General features: G+C 68.4%; 18 protein-coding genes. 6 read left to right on the forward strand and 12 right to left on the reverse strand.

All coding sequences use genetic code 11. From position 1 onward, the window contains the following. Positions 1–91 precede the first annotated feature (91 nt). Together V5F49_RS04535 and V5F49_RS04540 are read left to right on the forward strand one after the other, a co-directional pair. A complete protein-coding gene (locus V5F49_RS04535; RefSeq protein WP_394116276.1) occupies positions 92–466 on the forward strand; it encodes a tautomerase family protein in 375 nt (124 codons plus the stop codon). A 26-nt stretch (positions 467–492) separates the two neighbouring features. Then, entirely contained in the window at positions 493–1,449 is a 957-nt protein-coding gene (locus V5F49_RS04540) for a DMT family transporter (protein ID WP_394116275.1), read from the forward strand. A 22-nt stretch (positions 1,450–1,471) separates the two neighbouring features. On the opposite strand, the gene V5F49_RS04545 is transcribed toward V5F49_RS04540, so the two are convergent. Genes V5F49_RS04545 through V5F49_RS04555 form a run of 3 tightly spaced genes read right to left on the reverse strand, consistent with a single transcriptional unit; the run spans position 1,472 to position 2,758 of the window. Beyond that, positions 1,472–1,888: a nuclear transport factor 2 family protein gene (locus V5F49_RS04545; protein ID WP_394116274.1), complete on the reverse strand. Its 417-nt coding sequence runs from the start codon at positions 1,886–1,888 to the stop codon at positions 1,472–1,474. Then, positions 1,885–2,283, reverse strand: coding sequence for a VOC family protein (locus V5F49_RS04550; protein WP_394116273.1), 399 nt, complete (start codon positions 2,281–2,283; stop codon positions 1,885–1,887). The genes V5F49_RS04545 and V5F49_RS04550 overlap by 4 nt, the downstream gene beginning before the upstream one ends. Before the next feature lie 7 nt (positions 2,284–2,290). Then, positions 2,291–2,758, reverse strand: a complete 468-nt coding sequence (locus tag V5F49_RS04555) for a cupin domain-containing protein (RefSeq protein WP_394116272.1) — start codon at positions 2,756–2,758, stop codon at positions 2,291–2,293. A gap of 114 nt (positions 2,759–2,872) precedes the next feature. Here V5F49_RS04555 and V5F49_RS04560 point away from each other — a divergent pair, with 114 nt between their 5' ends. Continuing rightward, on the forward strand, positions 2,873–3,772 hold the full coding sequence (locus V5F49_RS04560) for a LysR substrate-binding domain-containing protein (RefSeq protein WP_394116271.1): 900 nt from the start codon (positions 2,873–2,875) through the stop codon (positions 3,770–3,772). A gap of 275 nt (positions 3,773–4,047) precedes the next feature. On the opposite strand, the gene V5F49_RS04565 is transcribed toward V5F49_RS04560, so the two are convergent. The 3 genes from V5F49_RS04565 to V5F49_RS04575 all read right to left on the reverse strand — a co-directional run bounded on the left by V5F49_RS04565 (position 4,048) and on the right by V5F49_RS04575 (position 6,324). Next, positions 4,048–4,563 carry a hypothetical protein gene (locus tag V5F49_RS04565; protein ID WP_394116270.1) on the reverse strand — a complete coding sequence of 172 codons (516 nt, stop codon included), beginning with the start codon at positions 4,561–4,563 and terminating at the stop codon, positions 4,048–4,050. Between the two features lie 124 nt (positions 4,564–4,687). Continuing rightward, positions 4,688–5,284 (reverse strand): TetR/AcrR family transcriptional regulator, encoded by a 597-nt coding sequence (locus V5F49_RS04570; protein ID WP_394116269.1) that lies wholly within the window; start codon positions 5,282–5,284, stop codon positions 4,688–4,690. A 284-nt stretch (positions 5,285–5,568) separates the two neighbouring features. Then, positions 5,569–6,324: an SDR family oxidoreductase gene (locus tag V5F49_RS04575; RefSeq protein ID WP_394116268.1), complete on the reverse strand. Its 756-nt coding sequence runs from the start codon at positions 6,322–6,324 to the stop codon at positions 5,569–5,571. 251 nt (positions 6,325–6,575) lie between these two features. Here V5F49_RS04575 and V5F49_RS04580 point away from each other — a divergent pair, with 251 nt between their 5' ends. Continuing rightward, positions 6,576–7,016 carry a hypothetical protein gene (locus V5F49_RS04580; protein ID WP_394116267.1) on the forward strand — a complete coding sequence of 147 codons (441 nt, stop codon included), beginning with the start codon at positions 6,576–6,578 and terminating at the stop codon, positions 7,014–7,016. A 69-nt stretch (positions 7,017–7,085) separates the two neighbouring features. Here the strand turns inward: V5F49_RS04580 and V5F49_RS04585 are convergent, their stop codons facing one another. Continuing rightward, on the reverse strand, positions 7,086–7,295 hold the full coding sequence (locus tag V5F49_RS04585) for a cold-shock protein (protein WP_394116266.1): 210 nt from the start codon (positions 7,293–7,295) through the stop codon (positions 7,086–7,088). A 183-nt stretch (positions 7,296–7,478) separates the two neighbouring features. Then, entirely contained in the window at positions 7,479–7,670 is a 192-nt protein-coding gene (locus tag V5F49_RS04590) for a hypothetical protein (RefSeq protein WP_394116265.1), read from the reverse strand. 91 nt (positions 7,671–7,761) lie between these two features. Here V5F49_RS04590 and V5F49_RS04595 point away from each other — a divergent pair, with 91 nt between their 5' ends. Then, a complete protein-coding gene (locus V5F49_RS04595) occupies positions 7,762–8,199 on the forward strand; it encodes a hypothetical protein (protein ID WP_394116264.1) in 438 nt (145 codons plus the stop codon). 63 nt (positions 8,200–8,262) lie between these two features. Here the strand turns inward: V5F49_RS04595 and rpsU are convergent, their stop codons facing one another. Both rpsU and V5F49_RS04605 read right to left on the reverse strand, forming a co-directional pair. Then, entirely contained in the window at positions 8,263–8,517 is a 255-nt protein-coding gene (gene rpsU / locus V5F49_RS04600) for a 30S ribosomal protein S21 (protein WP_394116293.1), read from the reverse strand. Positions 8,518–8,637: 120 nt separating this feature from the next. Further along, entirely contained in the window at positions 8,638–9,444 is an 807-nt protein-coding gene (locus V5F49_RS04605) for a transglutaminase-like domain-containing protein (protein ID WP_394116263.1), read from the reverse strand. A gap of 98 nt (positions 9,445–9,542) precedes the next feature. Between V5F49_RS04605 and V5F49_RS04610 the strand changes: the two genes are divergently transcribed. Continuing rightward, complete coding sequence (locus V5F49_RS04610; RefSeq protein WP_394116262.1) at positions 9,543–10,346, forward strand: N-formylglutamate amidohydrolase; 804 nt, start codon at positions 9,543–9,545, stop codon at positions 10,344–10,346. Between the two features lie 275 nt (positions 10,347–10,621). Here the strand turns inward: V5F49_RS04610 and paaH are convergent, their stop codons facing one another. Both paaH and V5F49_RS04620 read right to left on the reverse strand, forming a co-directional pair. After that, positions 10,622–12,139 carry a 3-hydroxyacyl-CoA dehydrogenase PaaH gene (gene paaH, locus V5F49_RS04615; RefSeq protein ID WP_394116261.1) on the reverse strand — a complete coding sequence of 506 codons (1,518 nt, stop codon included), beginning with the start codon at positions 12,137–12,139 and terminating at the stop codon, positions 10,622–10,624. Then, positions 12,136–13,137: an NADPH:quinone oxidoreductase family protein gene (locus V5F49_RS04620; protein WP_394116260.1), complete on the reverse strand. Its 1,002-nt coding sequence runs from the start codon at positions 13,135–13,137 to the stop codon at positions 12,136–12,138. Before V5F49_RS04620 ends, paaH begins: the two co-directional genes overlap by 4 nt. Position 13,138 lies beyond the last annotated feature (1 nt).

The following is a 13,138-nucleotide window of genomic DNA, read 5'->3' on the forward strand; positions in this document are numbered from 1 at the left end:
CCAGATCTTATTTCTGATATTCAATATCATAAGATTTCAAAATGAATGGCTCACGCCTAACCTCTGAGCGGACCACAGGAAAGAACCGCTCATGCCGCTCATTCACGTCTCGATGCGCGCCGGAAAGCCCGAAGCCTATCGGCAGGCCATCCTAGACAGCCTCTACCGGGCCTTGCGGGAGGCGCTCGACGTGCCGGAGGACGACCAGTTCATCACCATCTCGGAGCACGCGCCCGGCAATTTCCGCTATGGCGCGGCCTTCGGCGTGAACAGGAGCGATGATCTCCTCTACATCAACATCACCGTCTTCAACACGCGCACGGCGGAGCAGAAGAAGGTGCTGTTCCGGCGCATCGCCGACCTGCTCGGCGCCAGCCCGGGAATCCGGTCCGAGGACGTGTTCGTGGTTATCGCCGATGCGCCCAGGGAGAACTGGTCCGTCGGCCACGGCGAGCAGTTCGCGTGAGGCTCGATCGAGGCGCCGGCCGCTTCATGACATCTCCGCACGCGCCCTCGTCCGCCGGGCCGGCATGGCCGCCTCGCGGGCAGTTCCTGTCCACCGTCGGGCTCTTCATCTTTGTCGTCTTGGCCTGGAGCCTGAACTGGGTGGTCATGAAGCTCGCGGTGGCGGATGTTCCGCCCCTGTGGGCCGTGACCATACGCACCGCGATGGCAGTCGCAGTGCTCCTTCCCGCCCTTCTGGCCACGCGGCAGCTCGCGCTTCCCCCGCGGGGGGACTGGTCCATCGTCCTCGTCATCGCCCTCTTCCACATGGTCGCGTTCGCAGCCCTGATGACCGCCGGGCTGACGCTCGTCCCGGCGGGGCGGGCCATCGTGCTCGGCTACACGACGCCCTTGTGGGTGGCGCCGGCCGCCTTCCTCATCCTGCGGGAACGGGTCACCGCGCGGCAGGCCGCCGGCATCGGGCTCGGCATGGCCGGCCTGCTGCTGCTGGCCGGCCCGGGCGCCATCGACTGGAGCAGCAGGCCAGCCGTGCTCGGCCACGCCCTGCCGGTCCTCGCGGCGCTGTGCTGGTCGGTGAGCATCATCGCCATACGTGCCCACCGCTGGACGGCGACGCCCCTCCAGCTCCTGCCCTGGCAGTGCTGCATCGCGACCGTCGTGCTTGCGGCCCTGGCCTTCCTGGTCGAGGGGCCTCCGCCCATGCGGATCGGCACGCCCGCGCTCCTGGCGCTCGCCTATAACGGGGTGATCGGAACGGCCCTCGGCTACTGGGCGATGACGGTGGTGAACCGCAGAGTCCCGGCGGCCACGGCGGCGCTCGGGGTTCTCGTGACCCCAGCTGTCGGCATCGGCCTTGCCGCCGTCATCCTGGGCGAGGGGCCGGACCTGGGCCTGATCCTGTCCGCAGCCGTCATCATGGCCGGCGTCGCCATCGGCCAGGGACCCCGGGCCGTGCCGCCGCCCGCCTCCCGCTGGGAGGACTGACGCAGGCGCAGGCGCGGGGCGATCAATCCCCGCCCGGAAGGGGAAAGGTGTCGCCATAAAGCGCCTCCGCCTCGACCTTCATCCCGCCGCGAAAGACGAAGATCTCGCAGGCGCGGCGCGTCGTATGGCCGAGGGTGGCTTCGTAATGGACGACCATGCGCTGGGCGGGCTCATCACAGATGGCCGAGAGCAGGCGGAACTCGATGCGATCGATCCGCGCCAGCGCCTGTTGCCAGTAGGCCTCGATCGCCGACCGGCCATCGAGCGTGGAGCATCCCGTCAACTCCAGGGCGAAGGGGCTGCGAAAGCGGGCATGGTCGGTGAAGGCGGATGCGACCGCCTCGACATCGCGCCTGTTCCAGGCCGCGATCCAGGCGTCCGCATGATGGAGCATCCGTTCTCTGGTGAGCGTCATGGTCGGTTCCTCGGGATGGCTCATGCCTCCTGGGCCGCGTGGCAGCAGACACAGATCTTGTTACCGTCGAGGTCGCGGAAGTAGGCGCCGTAATAGTTTGGATGGTAGTGGGGCCGCAGGCCGGGAGGGCCCTCGTCGGCGCCACCGGCGGTGATCGCCATGCGGTGGATGTCGTCCACGGTGGCGCGATCCGGCGCGAGGAAGGCGACCATCGCGCCGTTTCCGGACGTGGCCCGGCCGCCGTCGTGGGGGCGACCCAGAAGGAACAGGGGCCAGCCTCCTGACGCCGGCTCCCACCCCGCCCGGCCGCCCGCGCTGTTTGAGAAGCGCAGACGCCAGCCAAGGCGGGCCATCAGCGGATCATAGAAGCGCCTGGCGGCAGCAATGTCATTGGTTCCGACGTTCACGTGGGAAATCATGCGTGCCTCACCACGGCGTCCCATCCTTGCGGGTGAAGGACCAGCCCTGCGCGGAAAAGCGCGCCACGAGGTCGTCCTCCGGATATTCGCCTGCGTCCTGCGGGTCCCGGTCGCCGATCTCAAGGTAGCTGACGTCCTCCCCGCTCCGATTGACGAGGTGGTGCGCCCGCCCGTTCGCAGGGAAGCCGATGCACATGCCGGGGCGGAGGGCAAACTCCCCCTCGTCCGTGCGCAGGGTGGGCGTGCCGCTGAGGATGTAGACGAACTCCTCCTGCCGCGTGTGCCGATGGAGCAGGGCGGACTGCGCCCCGGGCGCCAGCGTGGTGAGGTTCACGCCGAAGCGCGAGAGGCCGAAGGCGTCGCCGAGCTGGCGCTTCTCCCGGCCAGACATGCGCGCCGCGAATGGCGCGGGGTAGTTCGAGGGCTTGCGGCGTGGCGGCACGTCCATCGCGGCGAGCGGCGCGGGCGCTGTCATGAAGTGCTCCTGGGTGTTCATCCCTGCTGGAAACTAGCGGATGTTTGCGCTCAAATTGGTGAGAAGTTCTCACCATTCTGTCCGGTCGGTGCGAGCCGGGGAAGAGGAAGGCCCATGTCGTCCGGTCTGCCGTCGCTGCGTGGCCTTGCCGCCCTTGATGCGCTTGCGCGGCACAAGCGCCAGGGAGCCGCCGCCGAGGCGCTGGGCATTTCGCGGTCGGCGCTCTCCCACCGCATCGCCGATCTGGAGGCCGAGCTCGGGGCGCAGCTGGTCGCCAGGACCGGGCGGATCTGTGTGCTGACCGACGACGCCGTCGCCCTGCTCGCCGCCATGGGCGATGCCATCGGGAAGATAGAGGCGGCCGTCGCGCCGCTGCAGCGGCGGCGCCGGCAGATCCGGCTGTCGACGGTGAACACGCTGGCCGCGAACTGGCTGCTGCCGCGTCTGCCGAGGTTCCAGCGCGCGCATCCCGGCATCGAGATCGCCGTGCTCACGACGCAGAGGGTGGTGGACCTCGATGAGGAGGACGTGGACTGCGCCATCCGCAACGGGGCGGGCGATTGGCCGGGCGTGGATGCGACGCTGCTGTTCCGCGAGACGCTGGTCCCCGCGGCGGCCCCAGGCCTTGCGCTCGACCGCGCGCCCTCCTCCGCCTGGCCGCTCATCCGCGCCCGCGCCCGCTATCGCGACTGGCCCCGGTGGTGGCGGGAGACGGGGCAGAAGGACACGCCCCCGGAGGGCGGCGTCGTGGTCGAGAACAGGGCGCAGGCGCTCGAGGCGGCCCTGGCGGGGGCGGGCATCGTCCTTACCGATGCCCGCTATCTCGACGCGCATCTCGCCTCCGACCGCCTCAGGGTGCTGGGGGCGGCGGTCGAGCTGGATATGGGCTTCTACCTCGTCCGGCGCAGGGCGACGCGCAATCCGCGGAACATGGAAGCGCTCGCGCGCTGGCTCGTCGCGGAGGGAGGGGCCACCGCGGACGCCGGATGGCCCGCCGGCTGCCGCCCGGAATGACAGGCCGGCGCGGCATCAGGCGTGACCGCGCCGGTGCGCCACCCGGCAAACCGCTTTCGGACCGGAGCGCGGCGAACCGCATCAACCGGCTGTCGGCAATGCCGGGCCTCCGGCAGGAGACCCTCGCAACCCGAAACTCAGTCGGCCCTGACGTGTGACCGGTTGGAAAATGGAGGGCACGTCACCCGGCATCGCCCCTTGATCCTGCCGAAGTGATGCACATTGCAGTCGATCCTCAGCAAAGCCGCCGCGGCACGACCCTCTGAGCGCCCAGATCATTTGATCGACGCGATGCCTGGCGCGGCAAAGGCCGACCGCTTGCCCACCCGGCGCAAATAAATGAACTGGGCGGTCAGGCCAACAATGAGGAGGCCGAGGAGGCTGGCCTGGGCACCGAGCAGAAGCGGCGAGCGCAGGTCGGTCACCATGGGATGGCCGTCCGGAACGCGGCGCAGGACCTCCGAGACGGTGGGCACCATCAGCAGGAACGCCGTGAGGCTGAGAAAGAATGTTTCGAGATATCTGCCGGCGCGCGCCAGCAGCCGAATACGACCGACGCCGTATCCGGCGAGCAGGAACAGGATCGTCGCCGCGCCGATGCCGTAGCTCACCGGCTGGTGCGCGACGAGAAACACGGTGACAGCGCCGGCCATCATCGAAACGAAATAGGCGACGCCGGGTATCGACCGAGGCACGATCCGGCCATGGCGGGCAAACATATAGGCCGCCAGCGGAATGGCCGGCAGGCTACCGAGCGTATGAACCCAGCCGAGCGGTGAAATCGCAAACATTCCCATCTCCGTCTATATACCATCCAACTAGTCGGTAGTTTTTAAGGGCAAGATGCGTCCTTCCGCTGGCCACATCACACTTGGACCAGCCAATCGGCTGTCAACTCGATGATGGCCGCGACCTTCACCGCCGCGGCTCTTCTCGCGAAGCAAGCCGGTCCAGGAGCAGGCCCGTCACGAAGCCGAACATCTTCGGATCACCATAGGCCCGCGCGGAAAGCATCGCGCCGTGAACCGCAGCCATGAACGCTTCGGCCTCGGCACGCGGAGTATTCGCCAGATAAAGCTCCCCGTGTCGCGCGCCGCGCTCGATCACGGAGGTCAGCCACGCCGAAAGGGAGCGGAAATGCGCCCGAACCTCCAGGCCGACTTCCTCGGGTAGGGCGGGGATCTCGCTTGCCAACAAGGCACAGACGCAAAATGGAGCGCTGGCATCGGCGATACATGCTTCCCAATACCGAACGTAGGACCGGAGCTTTTCAAGCGCACCCGGCGCCTGAAGCTCGAGATTCGCCATCCCCGCTTCGGCTTCCGCCCGGTAGCGCGCGACGAGCGTTCGGACCAGGTCGGCCTTGGTTGGGAAATGATGATGGATGCTCGCCTTGCGGATCCCGACCACATCCGCGATGTCGGCATAACTGAACCCATTGTAGCCGCCGGCAACGATGAGAGCGCGTGCGCAAGCCAAGATGTCGTCAGATTTCGTAGACAGGTTCCCCATGGCCCTGTCTACCTTCTGGTAGGTTGATCGTCAAGCGCTCGTCCCGATGAGGGGGCCTCCGGCGGAGAGACAGCGCGCCAGCGGCGCCGCGGCGGACGATCAGCCGCGGCGCCGGCAACCGGCCGTTGGCCCGCGAGGGCCCCACATGATCTCGCCGGTATGCAGGCGGCCGGCCCCTCCGAGGCCGGCCGTCGGACGTGCCGCTTGAAGTCGCGACTGCGCCGGGCCGAGCCGTCATAGCCGAGGGATGCCGCCGCCTGAACGATCGTCGGGGAAGCGTCGCGCTAGCCGGGATTCAACGCCGCAAAGACGGTGTCGTAGGAACCGTCTCTTTCGGCCCATCGCCGCGGCTTGTCACGGTCCAGCAGGATCTCGCCCCGCGGGTGATTTCCCTGGTCGAGCAGGTCCAGCACCTGCGCCACATAGGCGTCGAGCGCCATCGCTCGCGGATCCGAGGCTTGCTGCGCGCCGGTCAGCTCTGTCCGGACATAGGGCGGCGACAATTCGAGCACCTCTATCGGGACCGCTCGCAGCTGGTGCCTGAGCGATGTAAGCCAGGAATGCAGGAAGGCCTTGCTCGCGCAGTAGGTCGGAAAGTCGGCGCGCGGCACGAAGGCGAGGGCCGAGCTCGTCGCCATGACGATCGCATTCCGCCGCTGCTTCAACAGGGGCAGAAAGGCCGCAATGACGCGCAGCACGCCGAGGATGTTCGTGGCAACGATCGTCTCGGCGCCTGCCGTGTTCCAGTCCGGCGCCATCATGTCCTCAGGTCGTGAAATGCCGGCATTCGCCACCAGGACGTTCAGTGTCGGGAAGCGCTCCCGAACGATGGCCGCGACCTGCTGCAGCGAGGTCAGATCGTTCAGGTCGAGAGGCAGCCCCACCATGCCAGGGCGAGCCGCGACGATCTGTTGGAGCAGGGCTTGCCGACGCCCTGTGACGATGACCGTGTTCCCGCGGTCGTGCAGAGCCTCGGCCAGCGCGCGGCCGATGCCGCTGGTGCCGCCAGTGATGAGAACCGTGTTGCCTGTCGTCTTCATGGTGGTTGCCTCTCTGTTCCGATCAGGGAGAGGCCGGAAGACGGTCCAGCGGCTTTGGCTGTCGTCATCTCCAGCGTCTCTCGCATCGAGACCTCCCAGCTGGGATCCTCTCGACGGGGACGCGTTGGATGACGGTAACGCCTACGGCAGCGCGCGCAGGGCGCCTGCGCTCGAACGGGTAGCCTCGCGGCCCGGCAGCGTCAAGCCGTCGAGCGCACCGCTGGCATTCGTGCTGTCCATGCGGACAGGTCATGGCGATCCGGCGCGATGTCGACCGCGCATTTCGTGGAGATGCGCTCGTCCTTGCGGAGGTGCCTTTGCAGCGTCCAAGCGGTGGGATCGGCCCAAGCTTCATCCGCGGCCGGGGAGACCACGACAGGCCCGGCGGGCGCCCGTCAGGCTTTCCGTCGGCGCACCCGGTCGGTGGCCGGGGGAGCGGCCTCCTCCGCCTCGCGCATTTCCCGCTCGGCGCGCAGCCGGGCCGTCTTCTCGCGGACGGCCTCGAAGTCGCCCCTGTAGCGCGCCATGGCGCGGTCGACGGATTCTTCCAGCTGGCGCCGATTGTCGGCACTGGAACGAAGATTTTGATGCGTGGTTATGGGTATTATAATCCATTATACCACGGATACGTCAAATCCTCTAAGCCGGATACCGCCGTGACAAAACAAAAAGGCTCCACCTCAAAGAGATGAAGCCTTGTCGTGGAGTGCCTCAGGCAATCGGTTCGGCGGCCAGTACATCCGTGGTCCGCCGGATCGCGATCACGCAGCCTGAAGATTTCCGGCCGAACTCTTTCCGGACTTGCTGTCGCGGACGATGTCGAACTGGAGCTTCTGCCCCTCGGTCAGGCCCTGCATTCCGGCCCGCTCGACGGCGGAGATGTGCACGAACACGTCCGTGCCGCCGTTGTCAGGCTGAATGAAGCCAAAGCCCTTGGTTGCGTTGAACCACTTCACGGTTCCGATATTCATGACGATTTCCTTTCAATCGCGCGTGAATGCTCTGCCAGCGTCAGCCGGCTGAACAGATGGTAGAAATTGAAGGGAGTTATCGTCTGACGCAGCGAGGCGCCGGAAAATCAGCCGTCAAATTCAGACGAACTAAACATAGGAGACTATTATGGCGATAGCAAGGGCAACCATTTGAAATGAAGCCTATGCTTCCTCGCAGGGGCGCAATTGGGATTGCCGCGCCACGCGTTCGAAGGCTTCTCGCTCGCCCTTCAGGCGATAGCTGGGCTCGTCGGTGTCCGACGGCAGGACCCGCACGATCTGGAACCGCCCTGTCGGGGAACGGAAGCCAGCGATGAATTCAACCCAGCCGTTGGTTTCGAATTTCGTATCCATGTCCTCAAACCTAGCACAACGTGGCGGGGGAAAGCTGGCTTATCGCACATAAAAGTCAAACCCATCATGCTTTCCACCGTCCGGCAGAGATTTGCTCTGCTATGAATATCTCGGTCTCAGCGATGAGCGTGAAGGGATTGTGATGAGAATTGTGCGGCTGCTTGCCTGTCTTTTCTGCGCGATCGCGGGTCCCATCCTCACCGGCCCCGTTCACGCCCGCGCGGCGGACCTGACGCTGGATTTTACCTGGATCGGCACGCCGCTGTGCGCGGCCAACGCAGGCAGCCCGGAGTTCGAGGTGCAGAACGTGCCGACGGGCGCCGCACGGCTGCGCTTCACCCTGATCAGCCCCGACGGCAGCGCGCTGGGGGCAGGCGATGTACAGGTACCGCCCCGCGGCTTCGTGTCCAGGGGTGCGGTGCCCTACCCGGCGCCGTGCGTCGGCGGGGTCTATACTTGGGTGGTCGAAGCCCTCGCAGCAGATGGCGCGCGCCTCGCAAGCGCGCGGCTAGCCCGGCCTTTCTACTGACGGCACAAGCCGAAGGCAGACAGCCGGGCGGTGGGATGTGCGCTCCCCGCCCGGCCGCAGGCCTCAGCGTGCGGCCGCGCCCGCCGGCTTGCGCACACGCGGCTTGGGCGAGGCGATGGAACCTTCCCACTGCGCCTTCTTGCGCGCGGCCTTGCGATGGCGGCGCACCGCCTCCTCGTGCTCACGCACGCGCCGCTCCGAGGGCTTCTCGTAGGCGCGCCGCTGCTTCATTTCCCGGAAGACGCCCTCCCGCTGCATACGCTTCTTGAGAACCTTGAGGGCCTGCTCGATATTGTTGTCCCTAACGAGAACCTGCAAAAGACATCCAATCTGAAGGTCGTCACGAATCCCCGGCCACGTTATGGCCGATCGCCCGGACACCGGCACGGCCGGTCGCGTCAGTCTATCCAATGACGGCCCGCAAGGCGATGAGCGATCTCAGGCGGTCTGCGCCGTCACCACCTTGAAGCCCGAGAGCGTCGAGGGGCCGAACGAGGTCACCATGGCGACGTCGGTGGCGTCGCGCCCCCGCGCCATCAGGATGCGGCCGATGCGCGGGGTGTTGTGGCGGGCATCGAACGTGTACCAGCGCCCGCCGAGATAGACCTCGAACCAGGCGCTGAAATCCATGGGCGCGGGATCGGGCGGCACGCCGATGTCACCGAGATAGCCGGTGCAATAGCGCGCCGGAATGTTCATGCAGCGGCACAGGGTGATGGCGAGGTGGGCGAAGTCGCGGCACACGCCCTGCCGGCTGGTGTAGGCGTCGAAGGCGGTCTTCAGCGGGCTGGCGTGGGCATAGTCGAAGGCGATGTGCCCGTGCACGAAGTCGCAGATGGCCTGTACCAGCGGCCAGCCCTTGGGCACATGGCCGAACCGCGCCCAGGCGAAGCTGCCGAGGCGGTCGGTCTCGCAATAGCGGCTGCCGAGCAGGAACAGCAGCACGTCCACCGGCAGGTCGCCGAGCGCATGCTGGGGCGCATCCGGCGCCACATCGTCCGGCAGGCCGCTGTCGCGGATGACGAAATCCGTCCGCATGGTGAGCGCCCCGGCCGGCGCCTCGATGACGTGGCAGAAATTGCCGAAGCCGTCGTGGTAGGTGTTGGCGGCGAGCGGTGGGTCGAACAGCGCGCGGTCGAGACTCACGAGATCGTTGATCCGCGAGGGATGGACGCTCAGCGTGAGGATCATCGGCGTCGGCGCCGGGCAATTGTAGGAAATCTCGTAACCAGCATGAATCAGCATCGGGGCCTCGGCGAGCGCGGGCGTGCCGCGCCTCGGTGGGATATGGTGCGGGGCGGAGCCGTCCCGTGAGTGGCGCGGCCGGGAAAGGGCCTTCTGACGTGAGCGGCACTTCTTGCGTACTGGCAGCGGACGAGATGCAGCCGGTCACGGTCTTCAATGCCCACGGGGCATCCGCGTTCCTCATCGTCGCGGATCATGCGGGGAACAAGCTTCCCCGGTCTCTGGGCACGCTCGGCCTGTCCGCGGCGGACCGCGAGCGTCACATTGCGTGGGATCTCGGCATCGCCGGCGTGTGCCGGTCGCTGTCAGGCCTACTCGATGCCACGCTCATTCAACAGAATTATTCTCGCCTCGTGATCGACTGCAACCGGCCGCCCGGCACCGCCCAGTCCATCCCCGAGGCCAGCGACGGCACGCAGATCCCCGGCAACACCGGCCTTGATGCCGCCGGCCGGGCTGCGCGCGCGGCCGAGATCTTCGCGCCCTATCATGGCGCCATCGCCGCCGAGATCGACCGCCGACAGGCGCAGGGACGACCCGCGGTGCTCATCGCCATGCACAGCTTCACGCCGGTGTTCGGCGGCATGCGGCGCCCGTGGCATGCCGGTGTCCTGCATCACCGCGACAGCCGGCTCGCGCGCACCCTGCTGGAGGTGCTGCGGGGCGAGGACGGACTGACGGTGGGTGACAACGAGCCCTATGATGTCGGAGACGCGACGGACTGGACCATCCCCGTGCATGGCGAGCAACGCGGCATCCTTCATGTGGGCATCGAGATCCGGCAGGATCTCCTTGCCCGACCGGAGGAGCAGGCCGCCTGGGGCGCCCGTCTCGCCGTCCTGCTGCCGCGCGCCCTCACCCACGTGACCGCCGCGAAGGCCCTGGCGCAGCACGGGTCCTGAGCGCCCGGCCGTCGGGCCGGACCGGAGCGGTGGGCGCGCCGGCGGCAGCGGCCGGGGAGCCCGCTCGACCCCGGCGTGAACGGAACGTCTGACCTCCCGGGAACAGGTGCCGATCCCCCGTCCACGCGGCAGATGCCCTCCGCCCGATGGCCGCGGGCCGGTCAGCCTGCGGGGAAGGACCGCCATGGGCCTCCTGCGCGGCATCACCTCCCATCAGGGGCATGGGACCGACGCCAGCCCGCGGCCATGCGGCCCCGAGGGAGCACGGCCGAGGCTCACCCTGCGAGCGTGCGCCCGGACGCGACGCGGCGGCGCAGGAATTGCGAAGCCCGGTAGCGGTCGTCGCCATAGGCCGCCTGCAGCGCCTCCAGCGCGGCGAGGATGCGTGCCGGCCCCACCGCGTCGGCCCAGGCGAGCGGGCCGCGCGGATAATTCACGCCGAAGGTCATGGCCCGGTCGATGCCGGCGGGGGATGCCACGCCCACAAGAGCCGCCTCAGCCGCCTCGTTGGCGAGCATGGCGACGGTGCGCAGCACCACGAGGCCGGGCACGTCGTCGATCACCGACACCGCCTTGTCGATCGCCTGGAACAGCCCGGCCGCCGCCGCCCGTGCCCCTTCGCCGGCCTGATCCGCCGGGGCGAGCGCGATGCGGCGGGCGCTCGCATAGTCAAGCGCGAGGTCGAACAGCACCAGATCGGACGGCTCTCCAGCGGCCACGCGCGCCGTCGCCGTGCGCCCGTCGGTCAGGGCGAGGCGCGCCCCGTCCAGCCGGATGCGGCCGGCGCCCGAAACCCGCGTCACCGCGATGCCGGCGGCTTCGCAGAGGCCGACCAGCGGCTCGGCCGGGCCGAGGTCGCCTTCGATGGTCGCGGCGCGCGGGGCCGGCTGGGGCGCCAACGTTGCCGGCGCGGGGGGCGCGGCGCCGGCCGCATGGTCATAGAAGCCGCGCCCGGACTTGCGGCCCAGCCAGCCGGCTGCCACCAGCTCCTGCTGGGTCAGGGACGGGCGGTAGCGCGGGTCGCAGAAATAGGCCTGGAACACCGAGCTCGTCACCGCGAAATTCACGTCGTGGCCGATGAGGTCCATCAGCTCGAACGGCCCCATGCGGAAGCCGCCGGCCTCCCGCAGCACGGCATCGAGGGTGGCGGGGTCGGCGGCGCCCTCCTCCAGGAGGCGCAGGCCCTCGGCATAGAAGGGCCGGGCCACCCGGTTGACGATGAAGCCGGGCGTCGAGGTGGCATGCACCGGCACCTTTCCCCAGGCTTCGGCGGTCGCGAACAGGGTGTCGAGCACGACGCGGCCGGAGGCGAGGCCGGCGACGATCTCCACCAGCTTCATCACCGGCGCGGGATTGAAGAAATGCAGCCCGGCGACGCGCTCCGGATGCTTCAGCCCGGCGGCGATGGCAGTGATGGAGAGGGAGGAGGTGTTGGAGGCGAGGATGGCATCTGCCGCCACCACCGCCTCGAGCGCGGCGAACACCTGCCGCTTCACCTCCAGCTTCTCGACGATGGCCTCCACCACCAGCCCGGCGCCCGTGAGGGCATCGAGGGAAGGGGCGACCGCAATGCGGCCGGCGACGGCGTCGCGCTCTTCCGGCGCGAGCCTGCCCTTGCGCACGAGCCCGTCCAGGCCGGCGAGGATGCCGGACCGCCCCTTCTCGGCCGCGCCCTCCTGCGCGTCATGGAGCAGCACGCTGTGCCCCGCCTGCGCCGCTACCTGCGCGATGCCGGCCCCCATCGCTCCCGCGCCGATCACTCCGACCGTGCACGATGCTGGAAGAACGCTCATTTTCCGCCCCCCGCGAACGAGACCACGACCTTGCCCTGCACCCTGCCCTGCGCCACCAGATCCAGCGCTTCCGGCAAGCCGGTGAAGGGCAGCGCGCGCATGATCCGGGGGATGACCGCCCCCGCCCGCCACAGGTCGAACAGCTCCTGCTGCACCTGCTGGACGCGTTCGGGCGCGCGGTCGCGGTAGTCGGACCACTGCAGGCCACAGACCGAAATGTTCTTCAACAACAGGTAGTTGACCTTCAGCGTGGGAATGTCGCCCGCGGCAAAGCCGATCACCACCAGCCGGCCGCACCACGCCATGGCGCGCAGGGCCGCGCCGAAGAAGTCGCCGCCGAGGGGGTCGAGCACCACATCGGCGCCACGTCCGTCGGTGGCGGCGTGGACCTGGGCGCGCACGCTCTCCCGCAGGTCGGGGCCCGCGAGGTCGATCACCGCATCGACGCCCGCCGCGCGCACCGCCTCCGCCTCCTGCGGCGAGCGCACGCCGGCCAGCACCTTGGCCCCGAGGCCCTTGGCGATCTGCACCGCGGCGAGCCCGACGCCGCCGGCTGCACCACCCACGAGCACGGTCTCGCCGCGCTTGTACTGGCCACGCTCCACCAGCGCGAAATGGGCGGTCTGGTAGACAAGGCCCATGGCCGCGGCCGCCTCGAAGGAGAGGCCGTCCGGCAGCTTGTAGCTCTGCGCCGGCGTGACCGTCGCCTGCTCGGCGAAGGCGCCATGCTCCACCTGCGCCATGATGCGGTCGCCGGGTGCGAAACCGGTGACGCCAGCTCCCACCTCGCGCACCACGCCGGCGAGATCCTTGCCGGGCGTGAAGGGACGGGGCGGCAGGATCTGGTATTTGCCCGACACCACCAGCACGTCGGGGAAGTTGATCCCCGCGGCCTTCACATCGACCACCATCTGCCCCGCCGAAGGCCGCAGGTCCGGCAACGTGTCGAGGCGGAGCGCGGCAGGGGCGCCGTGCTCGTGTACGCGAAAGCTGAGCATG

It is taken from the genome of Xanthobacter lutulentifluminis (assembly GCF_043194675.2).
GTDB lineage: Bacteria > Pseudomonadota > Alphaproteobacteria > Rhizobiales > Xanthobacteraceae > Xanthobacter.